This window comes from Bacillus sp. ATD (assembly GCF_050585765.1).
In the GTDB taxonomy this organism is placed as follows: domain Bacteria; phylum Bacillota; class Bacilli; order Bacillales; family Bacillaceae; genus Bacillus; species Bacillus stercoris.
This window is the reverse complement of the sequence record NZ_JBOBQH010000002.1, coordinates 587,763-601,595: the sequence shown is the minus strand read 5'-3', so window position 1 is coordinate 601,595 and position 13,833 is coordinate 587,763. Positions and strand designations below refer to the sequence as shown.

The window sequence follows — 13,833 nt, the reverse complement described above, 5'->3', positions numbered from 1 at the left end:
AACACTCTTATCAACAGATTATTTGGAAAGTACAATATGCAAATACAACTGTTTGATGAGGTGTGTTTAAGCGGGAATATCTAGAAAATTAAAACTATTTTTTAAAACTTTGGGGAAGTTGGCAACAACGATATTCGGCAGAAAAAACAGTAATGAAAGAGTTCATACCCTTCCTCTATATGCACCAACTCAATCTGCGGTCGTAGCAACTGTTATTCAAACAAGACAAAACAATTTCAGAGAATATGAGAAGAATTTACAAGAAAATGATTTCAATAAGAAAAACGCCCAGCACTTTATTAAACTGTTCCCTGTTTTATATTTAAATTGAATTTTTATAAGCATTAATTGCTTCGTTTCGCAACAGCATATTATCTTTATTAACCATGCCTAAGTTGTAAGCTTTTTTGATCATATCTAATAACTGCGAATCCAATGCAGAAAGGCTGTTTCCACCATTTAATCTTGATTTCCAATAATCTAAAGACTTATTTAGGTCAAGTGAGCTTTTTTTATTCTCGGGTTCTACTACCTCATTTTTCTCAAGTTTTTCACAGAATTCACTAAAACCAATGGATGAAAGAGTTGGATTATTCCCTCCATACCCTTCTGTAGCCAAGCAGCAAAATGCTAAGAATTTTGGATCATAAATAAGTTCACTTGAGTTTACATTTACCACCGCTAATCACAATCCTTTCATGCTTTTTATAATTATAGAGCATCCTTTCCATCTTTTTCATATGTTAGATATCGACAATTTCTCAAATGATTTAATATCTGTGCCAAAAGGTTATAGAGCCACCAAAGTGATCTCGAAATAACTTTCATTTTTGGTTATAGCTCTTTGATTTTAAGTAGTCGGCAATTTCTTCAGCGCCAAATTCTTGACCTATTTGACCTCTTTCTTTAAGCACTCTCTAAACCTCACAATGAATAAAATAATTATTTTATTACTATAATACCACAATTTTCCATAGTTCCAATAAACAAAAAGCAGTCAATTCAGATCTGCTTCTTAGTGTTTTCATCCTTTAACTTTTTGTTTAGTTTGAACCCAATTAAGACGTTGACAATCGCAGCGGGAAAATATAAAATTCCTGCACCCATTATTCCTAACGCGGTACTTGAACCCACTATAAATGCCTGTATTTCTGTGTTTCTTGACTTCAAGCTAAGTAATACGAGGAGACCAGCTAAAACACCCATAAGCCGTGCAATACCTGGAATAAAGAAATCTGTCAGGATTCCAAATAATTGCCCTATAATTGATAGCACAACCCCGAAAAAGCTGGACAATAAAACTAAACTTTTAATGGCATTTCACCCCTTTTTAAAGCCGCTTCCATTCAACAGACTCAAACCGTTTTTGATATAGGTCTTCAAGTATTGCAGCCCATTCAATCGATCCTTCCGCAACAAGACTTTTCTTTTCCCCGTTCTCAATTCACTCTATCCAATACACCGAAATCCCCCTAACGCTTGACGACCTGAATTTCCCTTACCTCACCATTGCACATTACACTTTGATTTGAGCTCACTTGCTACCTCAATGATTTCATACATTGTTTGCAATTTAGATGTTCCGTGGAGGTAGCTAGATGTCAAATAACCTTCCTCATCTAACTTGAATGATTTGAAGTATTCCTTGTTTTCAAAATGCAGTACATAAAATAATCAAGTAAAGGCATAAATCACCTCTTTTAAATAATTTTGTAATCCTTATTGCTAATGGCAGCAAACCAATTAACATGAAAAAGGCAATTGCATTAAGCTTATTTTTGAGAAACAGGCTGGCCAAATTCCTTTCCATGCCCGCCACTGTTTCTTTATCCATGAGTTCTTTAAACTCTTCAGCATAGACCTGATCAACAAAATTAAACTTAATGCCAGTCAACAATCCAACTCCAAGCCAGATAATAAAAAAATAAGCTAATCCAATCATTGTTTCCTCCCCTATACCGAACGAAATTTGGTATTCTTGAGTATGTTGAATAAGTTATGTAGGTGATCTTGTGGAAGAGAAATACAAACAAACGGGTAAGATACTTCAATCGTTTATGATTACAAAGAGTATCTTGATGTAAAATACGGTCGCTGCGACAATTGTGATTACACTTTGTTCAAAAGCTCTGTGAAGAGTGGAATATTCTTACGTGAATGCCGTCGTTGCGGTATGAAAAAGAGCATTTAGTTTAATGCTCTTTAGCCTGCCTAATCTTCTTCTGTACCAACCTCATATACTTTAATTACTGAAACTGTAGTTGATTTTTCATTTATCTTTAGTGTTTCGGTTCCAACCTTTACCCCTTTAGCCGCTATAAAAACGGATTTCTTCGCAGATGGATTATTTTCGAGTTTATTTCTTATTTCCCAGGTTAAATCCTTAACAGCACGTCCAACAGTATTTATACCTGTATAACATTTTATAATGTCTCTATTTGCACCCCTCAAGAAAAAATAAGTGTTTTCTGAAAATTTTAGGTTCTTCCATTCCGACATCCAAAGATAGCCTAATACATAGAATGCATTATCTACCTTTTTATGTTGTATATCAATTAAAAGTTTATCGTATGATTTAGTATTATAGAAGACGCACTGATCTTTTAATTCACTATATGTTTTCACTTGTGTTTCTTTGTCAAACTCTTTGAGCTCATTTCGTAATGCAAACAGAGATCTAACACTAGCCAATTTTTCAATATTAGGTTTTATGGTAAATTTATTTGTTCTAGTTATTTTTACTGAAGATTTTTTTTGATCTGTATGGGGGGAGAGACCATCTACATTATTGGGGCCCTCTAATTCGAATAATGGAACTCTCCATTCGACCCCGTGATATTTGATTCTCTTTTTGTTAGCAGTTTTAATGTTAACGTTTCATTTATATAGTCGCAATCTACATGGTTATTAAGCTCACCTTTTGGGAGCTTACGGAGGAAAAAATATGGCTTGGGATTCTTTCCACGTCCTTTATTATGACTTAACTTAGCCTTACAATTAGAAGTTGGACAATAAAAAATTTCACTTCTATCCTTCATTTCTTTAGTAACTTCTGTTGCCTTAATCGGTTCCAATTTACCATTTGATCCTTTAACTAAAGCTTCATAAATAGCAGTCCCTCTCCCCATAAAACAAGCCTCCATTTAATTTTTCGCTCACTTTCATACGAATAGGCATAAGAAAGGTTTCAATTCTCTATAAAACACTTCTTTTATCTTGATTCTTTATGCTCTCGGATTAAGACGCGTAATCGTGTTAAGGTTAATTCATGACCGCATAAGGAGTGATACCTTGCTAAAAGTTGCAAAAATTTCGGTTTCTTGCATTGCATTAGTCTTGTGCATATACTCATTGTTCAATCAAAATGAATTATTGTTGATTGTTGTGCAATTATTTGTTGCCGCCCTTTTATTATTAGTCGGAGTTGAAGCGATATTAAGCAAACAAAAACTGTCCGGATATTTACTGTTTGGATCAGCAGCCTTCTTACTTGTTGTAAACGGTGTGAAATTCATAATTTAATTTAATGTGTTAATTTCGTAGGAATATGGAGTCCCAAAACCAATAAATAAGACCTGCAACAATACTCATAATGTAAAAATTTAAGCTTCTGAATATAGTAAGAGCATTTGGCGGATAATCAACAGTCCAGAACAAAAACACAGCTAAAAGGGCTACTGCAATATAAATTAAAAAATTGTTCAAACTGAATTTTCTGGGCCTTCTTCTAAGCCACACTTGCAAAGGGACAGCAAATACCAAGTAAGTGATTAAAGCATAAAATCCTATGATGCCAATAGTGACTAATGCGATTGCCATAAAACCAGAGTAAGCAAACATATACAGACCAAAGATTAGACCAAATGATAAACTAGAGATTATTAGAGTATAAACATAACTGTTTAACAATCTATTAGGTAGCAAAAGTCTATCCCCCTGTCTTCAAAAAACCTTATTAATACAAAACTTTACTTAAGCCAAATAGCCTTAGTCGCATCAACTACTCTAGATTTTTCATCAAGATATGCATATTTTCTCTCCCACTCGCTTTTTCTCCAAGCTTCTTGATTTGCAAACGATGATTTAATTGGTTTTGGGTACTCATTTTTTGACCAGCCGTCTTCAATATGGTTTAACTTAGGGTCATTATCATCGTAATACTTATACCAAACAGTAATCATTTTTAACATTATTGCCCCCTGCTTCTCTTTAAAATCGTAGTTTTATTCAGTTATTCTTTTCATCCATTTCAGCCAAGTAGTCAAAATTAATTCATCATGCATTGCCTCAACATCTGGTTCATCGACTGTTAATTCAAATCTAACATCATCTATTAACTCACTCAATTTGTCAATATGTTTTGAAAAGAACTGAATTGTGTATTCATAGCACTTTTCTAATTTTTTCACAATTGCATTGAATTCTCCCTCGTTAAGTTCAAATTTCGTAGTGCATAATTTAATTTCTCTTCTGTTTCAAATAATTTAGACTTCTCTTTAAGAATGAGCACACTTCAATATCACACATCAATTCTAATCTTCTAATTGCTTCAGAAAAACCAACTGTCTGCAAACCAGGTTTAACCTCAAATGCATTATTTTTCTCTTTAGAGTTCATTTCTGCTTTTGCATTCATATAAGCCTCCATATCAACAAAGACCAAACCTTCACTTCTCTGTTTAAGCAAGAGCTTAAATAAAATTTCATTAGCATGATTTAAAGATAAAATAGAATCTTTAACTCTATGTTCTACGCCTTCAAGGATAAAATCAATATCTTCTAAAGAATTGTATGTTGCTTTTAAAGAGTCCACTCCAGTTTCTAAAAGAGTTAATTTCATAGTATCCCCCATTTACTACTTCATAGTTCATTAAAAGGCTGGTTTTATTTGTTTTTATTTTTTGGAAACGGTATTGTTAAAGGAATTAACAGCGCCCATAAGGGCAGTGCGCTCTTGGTAACTATAATTCCTACTGAAGTAGCCAATGCAGTCGAGATCCATATGACTGCATAAGTAGTGGTTGGTTTCAATTTAATCCCCCTATATCTATTTTAAGCAGTTTCCCTTAAATCAATATCAATTCTGTTACCTTTACTACCAGTCATCCATTCGCCGATATACTTACATTTACTCATTGTATCAATTAAACTCACAAGAGAGATTCAAAGTTTACACTATGAGGAACTCCTCGAAAAATATCGGGTGTATTCCAACTCCCAGCAACCCAATTTAACTTAACCAATTTACTCTCCTCTCCCCTAACTAAATAAAAGTACGATTTTATGTAGACCTAGAAAACTGTAATTACTTCCTATGCTTGCAACTTTAATATACCATTTTCATCCTGAGCGATCGATATGATTATGACCTTTTTCGAATATCAGCAATTCCTGCAGCTCGATGTTTAGGTATGTACAGACTTTATCTAACAGACTCTTGGATACCGCTCCATTTCGTCATGATAAAGCTTTCTGACAGTCGGATATTCATTATCAATATCTCTGGATAGCTGAGCTGCCTATCCTGATCTTCCTTTCGTCTATTATGTGCTTTAAATTTGATTTAATCATTGTTGTCACCTCTGGTTACTTTTGATCACTTAAAATGATCATCAAATTTATAATATTGGCCAAGGCTTTTTATTTTCCTTGACCCTGTTGGAACATTAAAATGGATAATCTTCAGGATCATCATGGTCAATCCCATATTTGCCTTTGATTTTTACGTCCCCACTTTTCGACTCATAACGAGCTTCACTTGCTGCGCTCAATGTTTTTCGTAATAATAGGATTTGACCCAATGATAATTTCTACCCTTATTTTCACACCATTCAATAAATCCCTTTGATTGTTTTTCTGTAAACAACACCCAGTCATTCAACAGATCTTGATAATAGTTAAGTGCTTCGTTATTGCTATTTCTTGTTTGTTGACATTCTACCTTGTTGTTTAACTGCAGCGACTTAATAATAAGTGCTGTATCGTCTTTAATATCGCCAAGGTACAAATCTTCGGATATATGATGAAATGAATACCAAAGTGCGTTCAAATTTATATCGATTAGCGTTAGTAAGGATAATTGTTCATTGCTGCCACCAAGTCTAAGCGCATTGTGTAAGTAATCGACACGTTTTTCAGTATTGAAAAACAAACCATACCACCTATATGGCCTTGGATCTTCCGGATTACTCTTCATCCATCCCTTAAGTAAAGGCTTTAAAAGTTCCTCTTCCAAAGGATGAACGAGTACATGGTGAATATCATCTGATGTTTCAAATAAAGCAAATAGCCAACAAGCAAACTTCTGTTGGACATTATTATCCCACGTCTTTGCTTCATCAATAAAGGAGGATAATGCTTTAAAGGATTCCTTACGTAACCCTTTTTCTTTGAGGGAGCAGAACTTTCGAAATAGTGGATATTCATCCAATCTGTCACTTTTCAAGATATTAGTTAAGATATTTACCATTGCTCACATCTCTCTTCGTTTAGAATAAAGTCCATGTTTTATTGATTAATTAGAATTAATGTTTGGCATTTTTCTATTCTCCTTTTTATATAATGTTTTAATACAAACTTAATTGGGTAAAAATCTGTAGAGGTGATTTTTTTGAATAATGATCATAAAGTTACTCATTACTCTTCATTTATTTTTTCAACAATCATGGTTTTGCTGGTTGCCATCTTTCCAGAATACACTTCTTGGTTTGTAACAGTTTTCTTCTTGGGTTTTGCACTTATCTATACATTCCAAAAACATAGAACAAGTTCGTCAAAGGCACTTTCTTATATTTCGTATTTTTTATTCATCGTTTCATTGACTTACACTTTAGTTAATATGTAATAATAATCCTCCCTTGTGGGAGGATTATTTGTTTAAACTTATTTCTTAGCTGCTTTTGGGCCACCTGTATCAGTAATGATAAAGCTATCTGATCCAATTTTCTTCTTACGATCTTTGTCTTCATAAATTGTAACATTGTGGCGTGTCATTAGTGTCGCACCGGCCATTTTAAACTCTTTACGATCTTTAAAATAAACAACAGGATATTCGCCTAGAATAATCATATTTGCTAATCCGGCTAAATAGGAAGACCATCCACCTGAAGGAAGGTTTAATGCAAATCCTAGAGTCTGAACAACTGCAGCTAAAGAATATTTTTCGAACTTTGTGCTTCCATACTCAGTTCCTGCTGATTCCCAGTCATCAGCAGTTGCTTCAATGTTTTGACTATTAAACCTTGAAGCTGTTTTAACTACATTAACTGGTTGATTAACACTTAATATAGTTGTATGGTTGTTTCTAGCTTCTTCTTTAGCTTCTGCTCCAGTCGCAAAAGGTGAAAACAGTCCACCAATGACCAGCGCTCCAACAATACCCACCTTACAGATTGTAGAGTTCAAGGTAATCCTCCTCCAAATGTAAAATTGTGTACATTCGGTTATTACCCCATATTTATCCATTTAAACTATAAAGTGAGATTTTTCAACTAGTCTGACTTAATCACTCATATATTTATTCCATTAAATAAAAGGTCAATTAAAGGTTGTCTGTTTCCTGCAAAACTAATAAATACATCCAGATTAAAGCTATGCTTCTAGTTGGGTAAAATAGTGACTGTTTATGTATAGATAACAACTTTTTAAATGGATGATGAATATGTGTGGCAGGTTTACTTTATTTTCTGAGTTTGATGACATCATCGAGCAATTCAACATAGATCAATTCTTACCTGAAGGTAGAATATCCCCAAGCTATAATGTAGCTCCTTCACAAAACATCCTGACAATCATTAACGATGGATCCAATAACCGTCTGGGCAAGCTTAGATGGGGCCTTATCCCTCCTTGGGCTAAAGTTGAAAAGATCGGATACAAGATGATTAATGCTCGTGCCGAAACACTGGCCGAGAAACCAAGCTTTCGAAAGCCACTTGTCAGCAAACGTTGTATCATACCCGCTGACAGTTTTTATGAATGGAAACGCCTTGACCCAAAGACTAAGATTCCTATGCGGATTAAGCTTAAATCATCTAATCTCTTTGCTTTTGCTGGTCTTATATGAAAAGTGGAACACGCCAGAAGGGAATCTGTTGTACACTTGCACAATCATCACGACAAAGCCTAATGAACTTATGGAAGACATTCATGATCGGATGCCGGTTATCCTTACTGATGAAAACGAAAAGGAATGGCTCAACCCTAAAAATACTGATCCTGATTATCTACAAAGCTTACTGCAGCCTTATGATGCTGATAACATGGAAGCATACCAGGTTTCATCTTTAGTGAATTCACCTAAAAACAATTCACCTGAGCTCATTGAACCCCATTAAGTACCACTGCCAGATCGCTTTATACATCACCTTCTCTTAGCTAATATGTTCTAAGTAGGAGGTGATATTTTGTTTATATCGCCAATGCTATTGCTTTCAATAAAAGGGCCATTTGACGACGAGAACTATATCACTGAGCTTAAATTATCAAGACTAAAATTAAAATAAGGGCTCATACCTAGTTGATATATATAATATGTATTGAGACCTTTATTTAACAAACGCCCCGTTTGTTAAAGTGGAAATCTCTATAATTAATAGCCGACCTTTAAAATTTCCAATCTAAAATTATCCTCTAAATCGGCTAGCTTCATTAACTTCTCCGATATACCTTTCCAATCTTTATTTACAGACATAGAATGGCACATACCAAACACCTTAGCCTGTTCAGTCTTCAACACTGATAAATGTGAATGCCTACCTTTAAAATACACTGCATAATCGTTGGCCCTTCTTGCACTTAATTGGAAAAGGAAGAATGTTGTATGCCCTATAGTATCAGCTGTAATAGAGGCATTTAATAATTGATCAGCATAAAAACAAATTGCTTCCCTTCCAATTAACCCTATATCCACTTTTTCGAATTCCCGATAAGTTCTCTTAAAATAATCAATTGCTCTCTCGTATATTTCGTTATTGTCTAATGTGACAACCTTTTTTGCTGTAGACCAATATTTATTAATTCCTTTCCTATACGGGATCCTTTCCGCCATCCAAGCCTTCTTAAATTGGTCCAGTGACAGTGGAACAAATGGAAAGCCAGCTGGATCTTGCACATAAATATTTTCATTATCCATTTGGTAACCTAGAACATAATGGTCAGAACCATTTAAATTTTTATGATTCGGATGGTATGTTAGCTCCCCCATATCTAAAGGACCTAGAATGACAGGATTTTGTTTGATTTGCTGTTTTAATAACGGAAATGGGTCATCTAAGTCACTAGCTTGCTGATGTTCTTCTGCAGTAAATCCAAGGATGTTTAAAGCGTAATTGATACCATCATCAGGATCTCTCATACTAAAATAAAGTTTTTTTTCATTTTCTATCATCGCACCTAACCCAACACCAGTTAATATTTCTATAAGTTGAGGAGATACATTTTCTCCTATTGATGAAAGAAACATTGCAGTTGAATTTGAATAACAGTAATGGCCATTTCCTATATACATTAACATCACCTCCAGGTAGATAAATTAACCTTACAATTTTGAAAATTGAAAATCCATATTAAATTAGCTCTGTTCTCGTACTCATCATCCGGATCATTTTTATCAAAAAATTATGATCTTCTAGCCAACCCCCGTTTTACCATCTACCTCTACGTATTTCGCGCTTGATACCGCTTAGTGTTTCGTCAACCAGTACGTGAATCTTTACATTTGCGTTCGCTTTAGTCTCCGTCATTTACTGCACCCTTTATATTTTTTTATGTTTTTTTCAATTCTTTTTTAGATTTTCATATTGGATTTCACTCTTTTATTTATAGAGGTGTGTCATACACATGCCATCTAAGAGAGATAGGACATTTTTGTCTCGGAGGTGAAATCTAATGAATTTTCTTCTGGATCTTTTCACAAATTGGACTTTTGAAAAAGTCCTGGATTATATGTTTGCTTTTGCAATTTGGTTTGTATTTAAATCCAGATCAAAGCAGAATAAGTATCCAGATTATTTCGAGAAAAGACACCGCTATGATTAACAACCCCTTCTGCGATCGTTATCGATGCATGTACGATAACGATCCATCCTTATATGTTTAGTTAAAAACTATCTTTTATTTAAACTCATCAGCTTTCTCTAATATTTCTAAAAGTTCTTGTGCCTTCTTTAATTCTCTGCTTTAGTCTTCAACTTCTTTCTTCGCAACTGTTACTTTATCAAGGGATAAACACCAGTTTTCATTAGGAATTCTGCTGAATGATTTAATCAATAGATCATTAAACCAGACATCTAAAATTAGTCTGTTTTCACTTGTTTCAGGAGTATGGCTAAAGGCAGCATCTTTATTAATGCCCACATAAACAATTTATTTATTTTATTAAATAATCTTCAGTTTCCTTAGTAACAACATACGTGTTCATTTATAGTCCTCTTTATAAAATGTATTGATTGTCTTTAATTGAATCCCAATAAAACATTTCGAGAATTTTAAGCAATCTTTCAACTTTGGGTGCTCTCCAAGCTGTCATTTCGTATGTATGAACCTTTCTCGAATAGTGGTAATGATTTTATTTTATATGCTGTTTTGCCTCCGCTTTAGTTAGAAACATTGTATTTTGATAGATATGATGAATCTCTGTTTCTGGTATCAGATCCGCACTACTGTCAACATATTCGTGTATCCAATCTAATGCTGAAGCTTCATACTCTATATCTTCCATCGCTTCTAACGCTTCTGAAATCAATTCATTATTCTCCTTGATGTCCTTTAGATAACTTTCCAGTCATAAGAATCACTTGATCTTCAGGGATGTAAAAAGAAAAGCGTTCCGCATTATCCTCTGAAGTTTGGATCGATTTATAATCCCCTACAGACCAGAATCGAGGTGCAGCTTGAGAGTCATGAGTGTTTTCAATTCATTTTGAAGCTCTTTTAAAAACTGAATATCTTGATTCATCCGTTTCCCCCTGATCTATTAAAATCACGATTTTAAGTTAACTTTAAAGTACATCGTCTTGAGAAATTCCCCTTTAATTGGTAAGCTGGCACCTAGGATCATACAAAGCAGGTGATGTCTTGAATAAAATAATCGGAATAATTGGATTAATTGTTTCCTTAATTGTGCAAGGGTTTTCAGCAAGTGGTTCGTTGACTCATGAGATTGCTATGGCTTGTCTATTTGTATTCCTAATAATTTATAATTTTGAACATGCTAAGGATTTCTCAAAAAAATCTCTAATTGTTTTAGGAGCAACCTTTATAGCTCTAATGCTAGGGATTTATCAACTAATTTCCTTTACCGGTGATTACTTTGATAGGCTTAACTTAAATATTGGACTTATCATCTTACTTGAGATCGCTTTGATCATTGTTTTGGTATCTATTGCAGTAAATTTAATGAAACTTATTGCGAATCGGTTAAGAAAAACACCTCATGGTAAAGAGTTTTAACTCATTGCCTTGTGGTCTCTTATGTATGAAATCAAATGCTCTCCCTAATTCCTTCTCTCCTGTTACCGCTGAGTAATAACAATTACTTGGCCATATTTTATATTGCATATAAAGTTTAGTCAGTCGAGATCATTGAGGGATTAAAATATAGCCAAATAAAAAAACGATGGATGCTCCATTTCCATTAAAAAGACATTGAGTACTTCATTCAGAACATTTTGCTTATTAAGGACATAATAAGTGTTCGTATTAATTTTTCCTGTTACGATAACGATCAAAAAACAGAGTTATCTATTCCATTTCAAGCTAGAAATTATTCTGCTTTTTTTTAAAAATATTCTTGATTTTCACTTATATATATCTATAAAGCATTCGAGCATAACCCTTATATGTAACTGAAATGCAGATATAAGAGCTATTGTATAGGGATTTCGTTACCAATATATAGGAGGTCTATTAACATCCAAATACTCAAAAACAAGAACAAAAATGCTCATAGTACCTCTATTTCCACACCCTATCCAAGTTTCCTTTTTCATAATTTTCCTTAAAATCATCCTATTTAACATCGCAATCGCTATCGTAAAAGCCTATAATATCAATGTTTTTCCCTCTTCAAATCTCTCCTTATTCATCAATATTTGCTTAAAATACCCCCTTTCCCTTACTCCCGCTTATGATTTACGATCGTTTACCCCCTATTCACTAATTAAAGTATCAAAATCCTTATGTTTACTGTCTTTTTTAGCTCATTATAAATTTTTGCGACAAGCATGTTATTCGTGTACGATATACGACTTAACTGTATTTGGCGACAATTTGACTGAGAAATTTAATGCGCTTCTAACTTTTTTAACTGCAATGGGTATCATTGTTGACCCAACAACTCAAGGTATTTCTGATAGTGAACAAGCAATGGATTATGATTTACCGAGATAAAACCCCTACCCTTCTCTTGATTGAGGAGGGTATTTTTTTCGTTTTTTGAAGTTTCACGCATACAATCAATTTATTTGTAATTTTCATACAAATAACTTTACATTTCCTTCCTCCAGTGCAACTATATAATAAAAAGGACAGAAAGGGGTTTGAAACTTGAAGACTGAAAAAGTCATTCCCTATGACTTAGTAGCGACAAAAATGAATCATTGGTATGTGGCAATTAAAAAGAATTGGGTCGGTAGAGCAGAGGAAATGCGAAAAGAAGTTATGCAAGAAATAAAGATTATGGAAGAGAATCAAGATGTCTTGCTATACTACTCTCTACTCGAATTTAGACATAAATTAATGCTATCGTATATGTACCCTAACGCCATAAAGGATATTGAGAAAAATTATGGTGAGTTAAAAGAATATGAAGGTCATGAAAACTTAACAGGTATGCTCGAATATTATTATTATTTTTTTATGGGCATGTTTTATTTTAGACAAAAAGAATTGACGTTCTCCCTTAATCACTATAGACAAGCAGAGAAATACTTGGACTCAATCGATAGCGAAGACATTGAAGTTGAAAAAGCTGAATTTTATTTCAAATTGTCAGAAGTGTATTACCACATGAAACAGACTTACTTTTCAATGAATTATGCCATGAGAGCCTATAATATTTTTAAAAAGCAGCCTGATGTTGATGGAAACTCTACATACGGGGTACAAAAAGTACGTTGTCAATTCGTCATATTTGGCAATTTGCTTGACAGCATGAAGTTTGATGAGGCGTTAAAACGAGCATATAAAGCTTATCAAGAAGCAGAAGAGCTGAATAAAAATGAGAAGAATCGTGGACATTTGATACGTTCAGCACTGTTTAATATTGGATTATGTTATAATCAAATGGAAGAACTTGATAAAGCATTTTTTTATTTTAACAAGTCGCTCCAAATCATTGAGCCAGAAAACCATGATTATGCAGCTAAATCATTGTTTGTTATTTCCTTCTTAAAAGGAAGGCAAAACGACACTAAAAATGCTCAAGCATTTTATGAACAATCAAAGCAGATAGCAGAACAGTATAACAATGAAGTAGTAATTGAAAAGCTGAAAATGGTTAAAGGTCTTTTCTTGGACTCGGATTTAAATTTAGTAAGAGAAGCATTCCAGTTCTTCAGAGAAAGATGCATGTACCCCGATATGGAAAGCTATGGAGTTGTTGTAGCTGATTTTCTCACAGGAAAGAAAGAAGCTTGGGGTGCAATTGAATTTTATCGTTTGGCAAATGAAGCAAGAATACAAATTAAAAGGGGAGAAGCAATATGAAAACAAAACTAATTATCTGTGCAGTTCTATTATTCGGTGTTGCCGGAACAGTGGGTGCTTCCTATCTCCAACAACAAAACGATACGCTCAAAGTTGCTGAAAGAGCCGAAACGTAAAAACTAATAAC

The 13,833-nt window shown here is 33.9% G+C and carries 18 protein-coding genes and 6 pseudogenes; 9 read left to right on the top strand and 15 right to left on the bottom strand.

Annotation, left to right across the window (positions count from 1 at the left end; all coding sequences use genetic code 11):
• Positions 1 to 322: 322 nt before the first annotated feature.
• From ACQXR1_RS07890 to ACQXR1_RS07880, 3 genes are all read right to left on the bottom strand, one after another.
• Positions 323 to 679, bottom strand: coding sequence for a hypothetical protein (locus ACQXR1_RS07890; protein ID WP_040082941.1), 357 nt, complete (start codon positions 677 to 679; stop codon positions 323 to 325).
• Positions 680 to 1,330: 651 nt separating this feature from the next.
• Positions 1,331 to 1,444, bottom strand: a complete 114-nt coding sequence (locus tag ACQXR1_RS07885) for a hypothetical protein (RefSeq protein WP_430771977.1) — start codon at positions 1,442 to 1,444, stop codon at positions 1,331 to 1,333.
• A gap of 207 nt (positions 1,445 to 1,651) precedes the next feature.
• On the bottom strand, positions 1,652 to 1,942 hold the full coding sequence (locus ACQXR1_RS07880) for a hypothetical protein (RefSeq protein WP_430771946.1): 291 nt from the start codon (positions 1,940 to 1,942) through the stop codon (positions 1,652 to 1,654).
• Positions 1,943 to 2,012: 70 nt separating this feature from the next.
• Between ACQXR1_RS07880 and ACQXR1_RS07875 the strand changes: the two are divergent.
• Positions 2,013 to 2,191 (top strand): annotated as a pseudogene (locus ACQXR1_RS07875) (hypothetical protein).
• A 20-nt stretch (positions 2,192 to 2,211) separates the two neighbouring features.
• On the opposite strand, the gene ACQXR1_RS07870 reads toward ACQXR1_RS07875, so the two are convergent.
• The gene (locus tag ACQXR1_RS07870; RefSeq protein WP_430771945.1) at positions 2,212 to 2,625 is read right to left on the bottom strand and encodes a hypothetical protein; all 414 of its coding nucleotides are present in this window, start codon (positions 2,623 to 2,625) and stop codon (positions 2,212 to 2,214) included.
• A 173-nt stretch (positions 2,626 to 2,798) separates the two neighbouring features.
• On the bottom strand, positions 2,799 to 3,128 hold the full coding sequence (locus ACQXR1_RS07865; RefSeq protein ID WP_430771944.1) for a hypothetical protein: 330 nt from the start codon (positions 3,126 to 3,128) through the stop codon (positions 2,799 to 2,801).
• A 163-nt stretch (positions 3,129 to 3,291) separates the two neighbouring features.
• Between ACQXR1_RS07865 and ACQXR1_RS07860 the strand changes: the two genes are divergently transcribed.
• Positions 3,292 to 3,522 (top strand): hypothetical protein, encoded by a 231-nt coding sequence (locus ACQXR1_RS07860; protein ID WP_430771943.1) that lies wholly within the window; start codon positions 3,292 to 3,294, stop codon positions 3,520 to 3,522.
• 9 nt (positions 3,523 to 3,531) lie between these two features.
• On the opposite strand, the gene ACQXR1_RS07855 is transcribed toward ACQXR1_RS07860, so the two are convergent.
• From ACQXR1_RS07855 to ACQXR1_RS07830, 6 genes and pseudogenes are all read right to left on the bottom strand, one after another.
• Positions 3,532 to 3,924 (bottom strand): UPF0715 family protein, encoded by a 393-nt coding sequence (locus ACQXR1_RS07855; RefSeq protein WP_430771942.1) that lies wholly within the window; start codon positions 3,922 to 3,924, stop codon positions 3,532 to 3,534.
• Positions 3,925 to 3,968: 44 nt separating this feature from the next.
• Positions 3,969 to 4,190, bottom strand: coding sequence for a hypothetical protein (locus ACQXR1_RS07850; protein WP_116315615.1), 222 nt, complete (start codon positions 4,188 to 4,190; stop codon positions 3,969 to 3,971).
• A 33-nt stretch (positions 4,191 to 4,223) separates the two neighbouring features.
• Positions 4,224 to 4,409 (bottom strand): hypothetical protein, encoded by a 186-nt coding sequence (locus ACQXR1_RS07845; protein WP_430771941.1) that lies wholly within the window; start codon positions 4,407 to 4,409, stop codon positions 4,224 to 4,226.
• A gap of 49 nt (positions 4,410 to 4,458) precedes the next feature.
• Positions 4,459 to 4,839 carry a hypothetical protein gene (locus ACQXR1_RS07840; RefSeq protein ID WP_430771940.1) on the bottom strand — a complete coding sequence of 127 codons (381 nt, stop codon included), beginning with the start codon at positions 4,837 to 4,839 and terminating at the stop codon, positions 4,459 to 4,461.
• A 500-nt stretch (positions 4,840 to 5,339) separates the two neighbouring features.
• Positions 5,340 to 5,570 (bottom strand): annotated as a pseudogene (locus ACQXR1_RS07835) (helix-turn-helix domain-containing protein).
• Positions 5,571 to 5,766: 196 nt separating this feature from the next.
• On the bottom strand, positions 5,767 to 6,468 hold the full coding sequence (locus ACQXR1_RS07830) for a hypothetical protein (RefSeq protein ID WP_103749677.1): 702 nt from the start codon (positions 6,466 to 6,468) through the stop codon (positions 5,767 to 5,769).
• A 141-nt stretch (positions 6,469 to 6,609) separates the two neighbouring features.
• Here ACQXR1_RS07830 and ACQXR1_RS07825 point away from each other — a divergent pair, with 141 nt between their 5' ends.
• Positions 6,610 to 6,843 carry a hypothetical protein gene (locus ACQXR1_RS07825; protein WP_082032992.1) on the top strand — a complete coding sequence of 78 codons (234 nt, stop codon included), beginning with the start codon at positions 6,610 to 6,612 and terminating at the stop codon, positions 6,841 to 6,843.
• A 38-nt stretch (positions 6,844 to 6,881) separates the two neighbouring features.
• Here the strand turns inward: ACQXR1_RS07825 and ACQXR1_RS07820 are convergent, their stop codons facing one another.
• Complete coding sequence (locus ACQXR1_RS07820) at positions 6,882 to 7,403, bottom strand: hypothetical protein (RefSeq protein ID WP_136654090.1); 522 nt, start codon at positions 7,401 to 7,403, stop codon at positions 6,882 to 6,884.
• 256 nt (positions 7,404 to 7,659) lie between these two features.
• Between ACQXR1_RS07820 and ACQXR1_RS07815 the strand changes: the two are divergent.
• A pseudogene (locus ACQXR1_RS07815) lies at positions 7,660 to 8,335 on the top strand (SOS response-associated peptidase).
• A 69-nt stretch (positions 8,336 to 8,404) separates the two neighbouring features.
• Positions 8,405 to 8,497, top strand: a pseudogene (locus tag ACQXR1_RS07810) (ATP-dependent DNA ligase); the annotation flags it as partial.
• Between the two features lie 92 nt (positions 8,498 to 8,589).
• On the opposite strand, the gene ACQXR1_RS07805 reads toward ACQXR1_RS07810, so the two are convergent.
• Together ACQXR1_RS07805 and ACQXR1_RS07800 are read right to left on the bottom strand one after the other, a co-directional pair.
• On the bottom strand, positions 8,590 to 9,513 hold the full coding sequence (locus ACQXR1_RS07805) for a hypothetical protein (protein ID WP_430771939.1): 924 nt from the start codon (positions 9,511 to 9,513) through the stop codon (positions 8,590 to 8,592).
• A 117-nt stretch (positions 9,514 to 9,630) separates the two neighbouring features.
• Positions 9,631 to 9,742, bottom strand: a pseudogene (locus ACQXR1_RS07800) (hypothetical protein); the annotation flags it as partial.
• A gap of 145 nt (positions 9,743 to 9,887) precedes the next feature.
• Between ACQXR1_RS07800 and ACQXR1_RS07795 the strand changes: the two are divergent.
• A pseudogene (locus ACQXR1_RS07795) lies at positions 9,888 to 10,102 on the top strand (hypothetical protein).
• Between the two features lie 464 nt (positions 10,103 to 10,566).
• On the opposite strand, the gene ACQXR1_RS07790 reads toward ACQXR1_RS07795, so the two are convergent.
• Entirely contained in the window at positions 10,567 to 10,743 is a 177-nt protein-coding gene (locus ACQXR1_RS07790; protein ID WP_252408506.1) for a hypothetical protein, read from the bottom strand.
• A 332-nt stretch (positions 10,744 to 11,075) separates the two neighbouring features.
• On the opposite strand from ACQXR1_RS07790, the gene ACQXR1_RS07785 reads away from it, so the two are divergent.
• The 3 genes from ACQXR1_RS07785 (at position 11,076) to ACQXR1_RS07775 (ending at position 13,706) form a co-directional block, all read left to right on the top strand.
• The gene (locus tag ACQXR1_RS07785; protein ID WP_168781000.1) at positions 11,076 to 11,450 is read left to right on the top strand and encodes a YoqO family protein; all 375 of its coding nucleotides are present in this window, start codon (positions 11,076 to 11,078) and stop codon (positions 11,448 to 11,450) included.
• A gap of 489 nt (positions 11,451 to 11,939) precedes the next feature.
• Entirely contained in the window at positions 11,940 to 12,389 is a 450-nt protein-coding gene (locus ACQXR1_RS07780) for a phage holin (RefSeq protein WP_252408507.1), read from the top strand.
• Positions 12,390 to 12,545: 156 nt separating this feature from the next.
• Positions 12,546 to 13,706: a Rap family tetratricopeptide repeat protein gene (locus tag ACQXR1_RS07775; protein ID WP_430771938.1), complete on the top strand. Its 1,161-nt coding sequence runs from the start codon at positions 12,546 to 12,548 to the stop codon at positions 13,704 to 13,706.
• Positions 13,707 to 13,833: the final 127 nt, after the last annotated feature.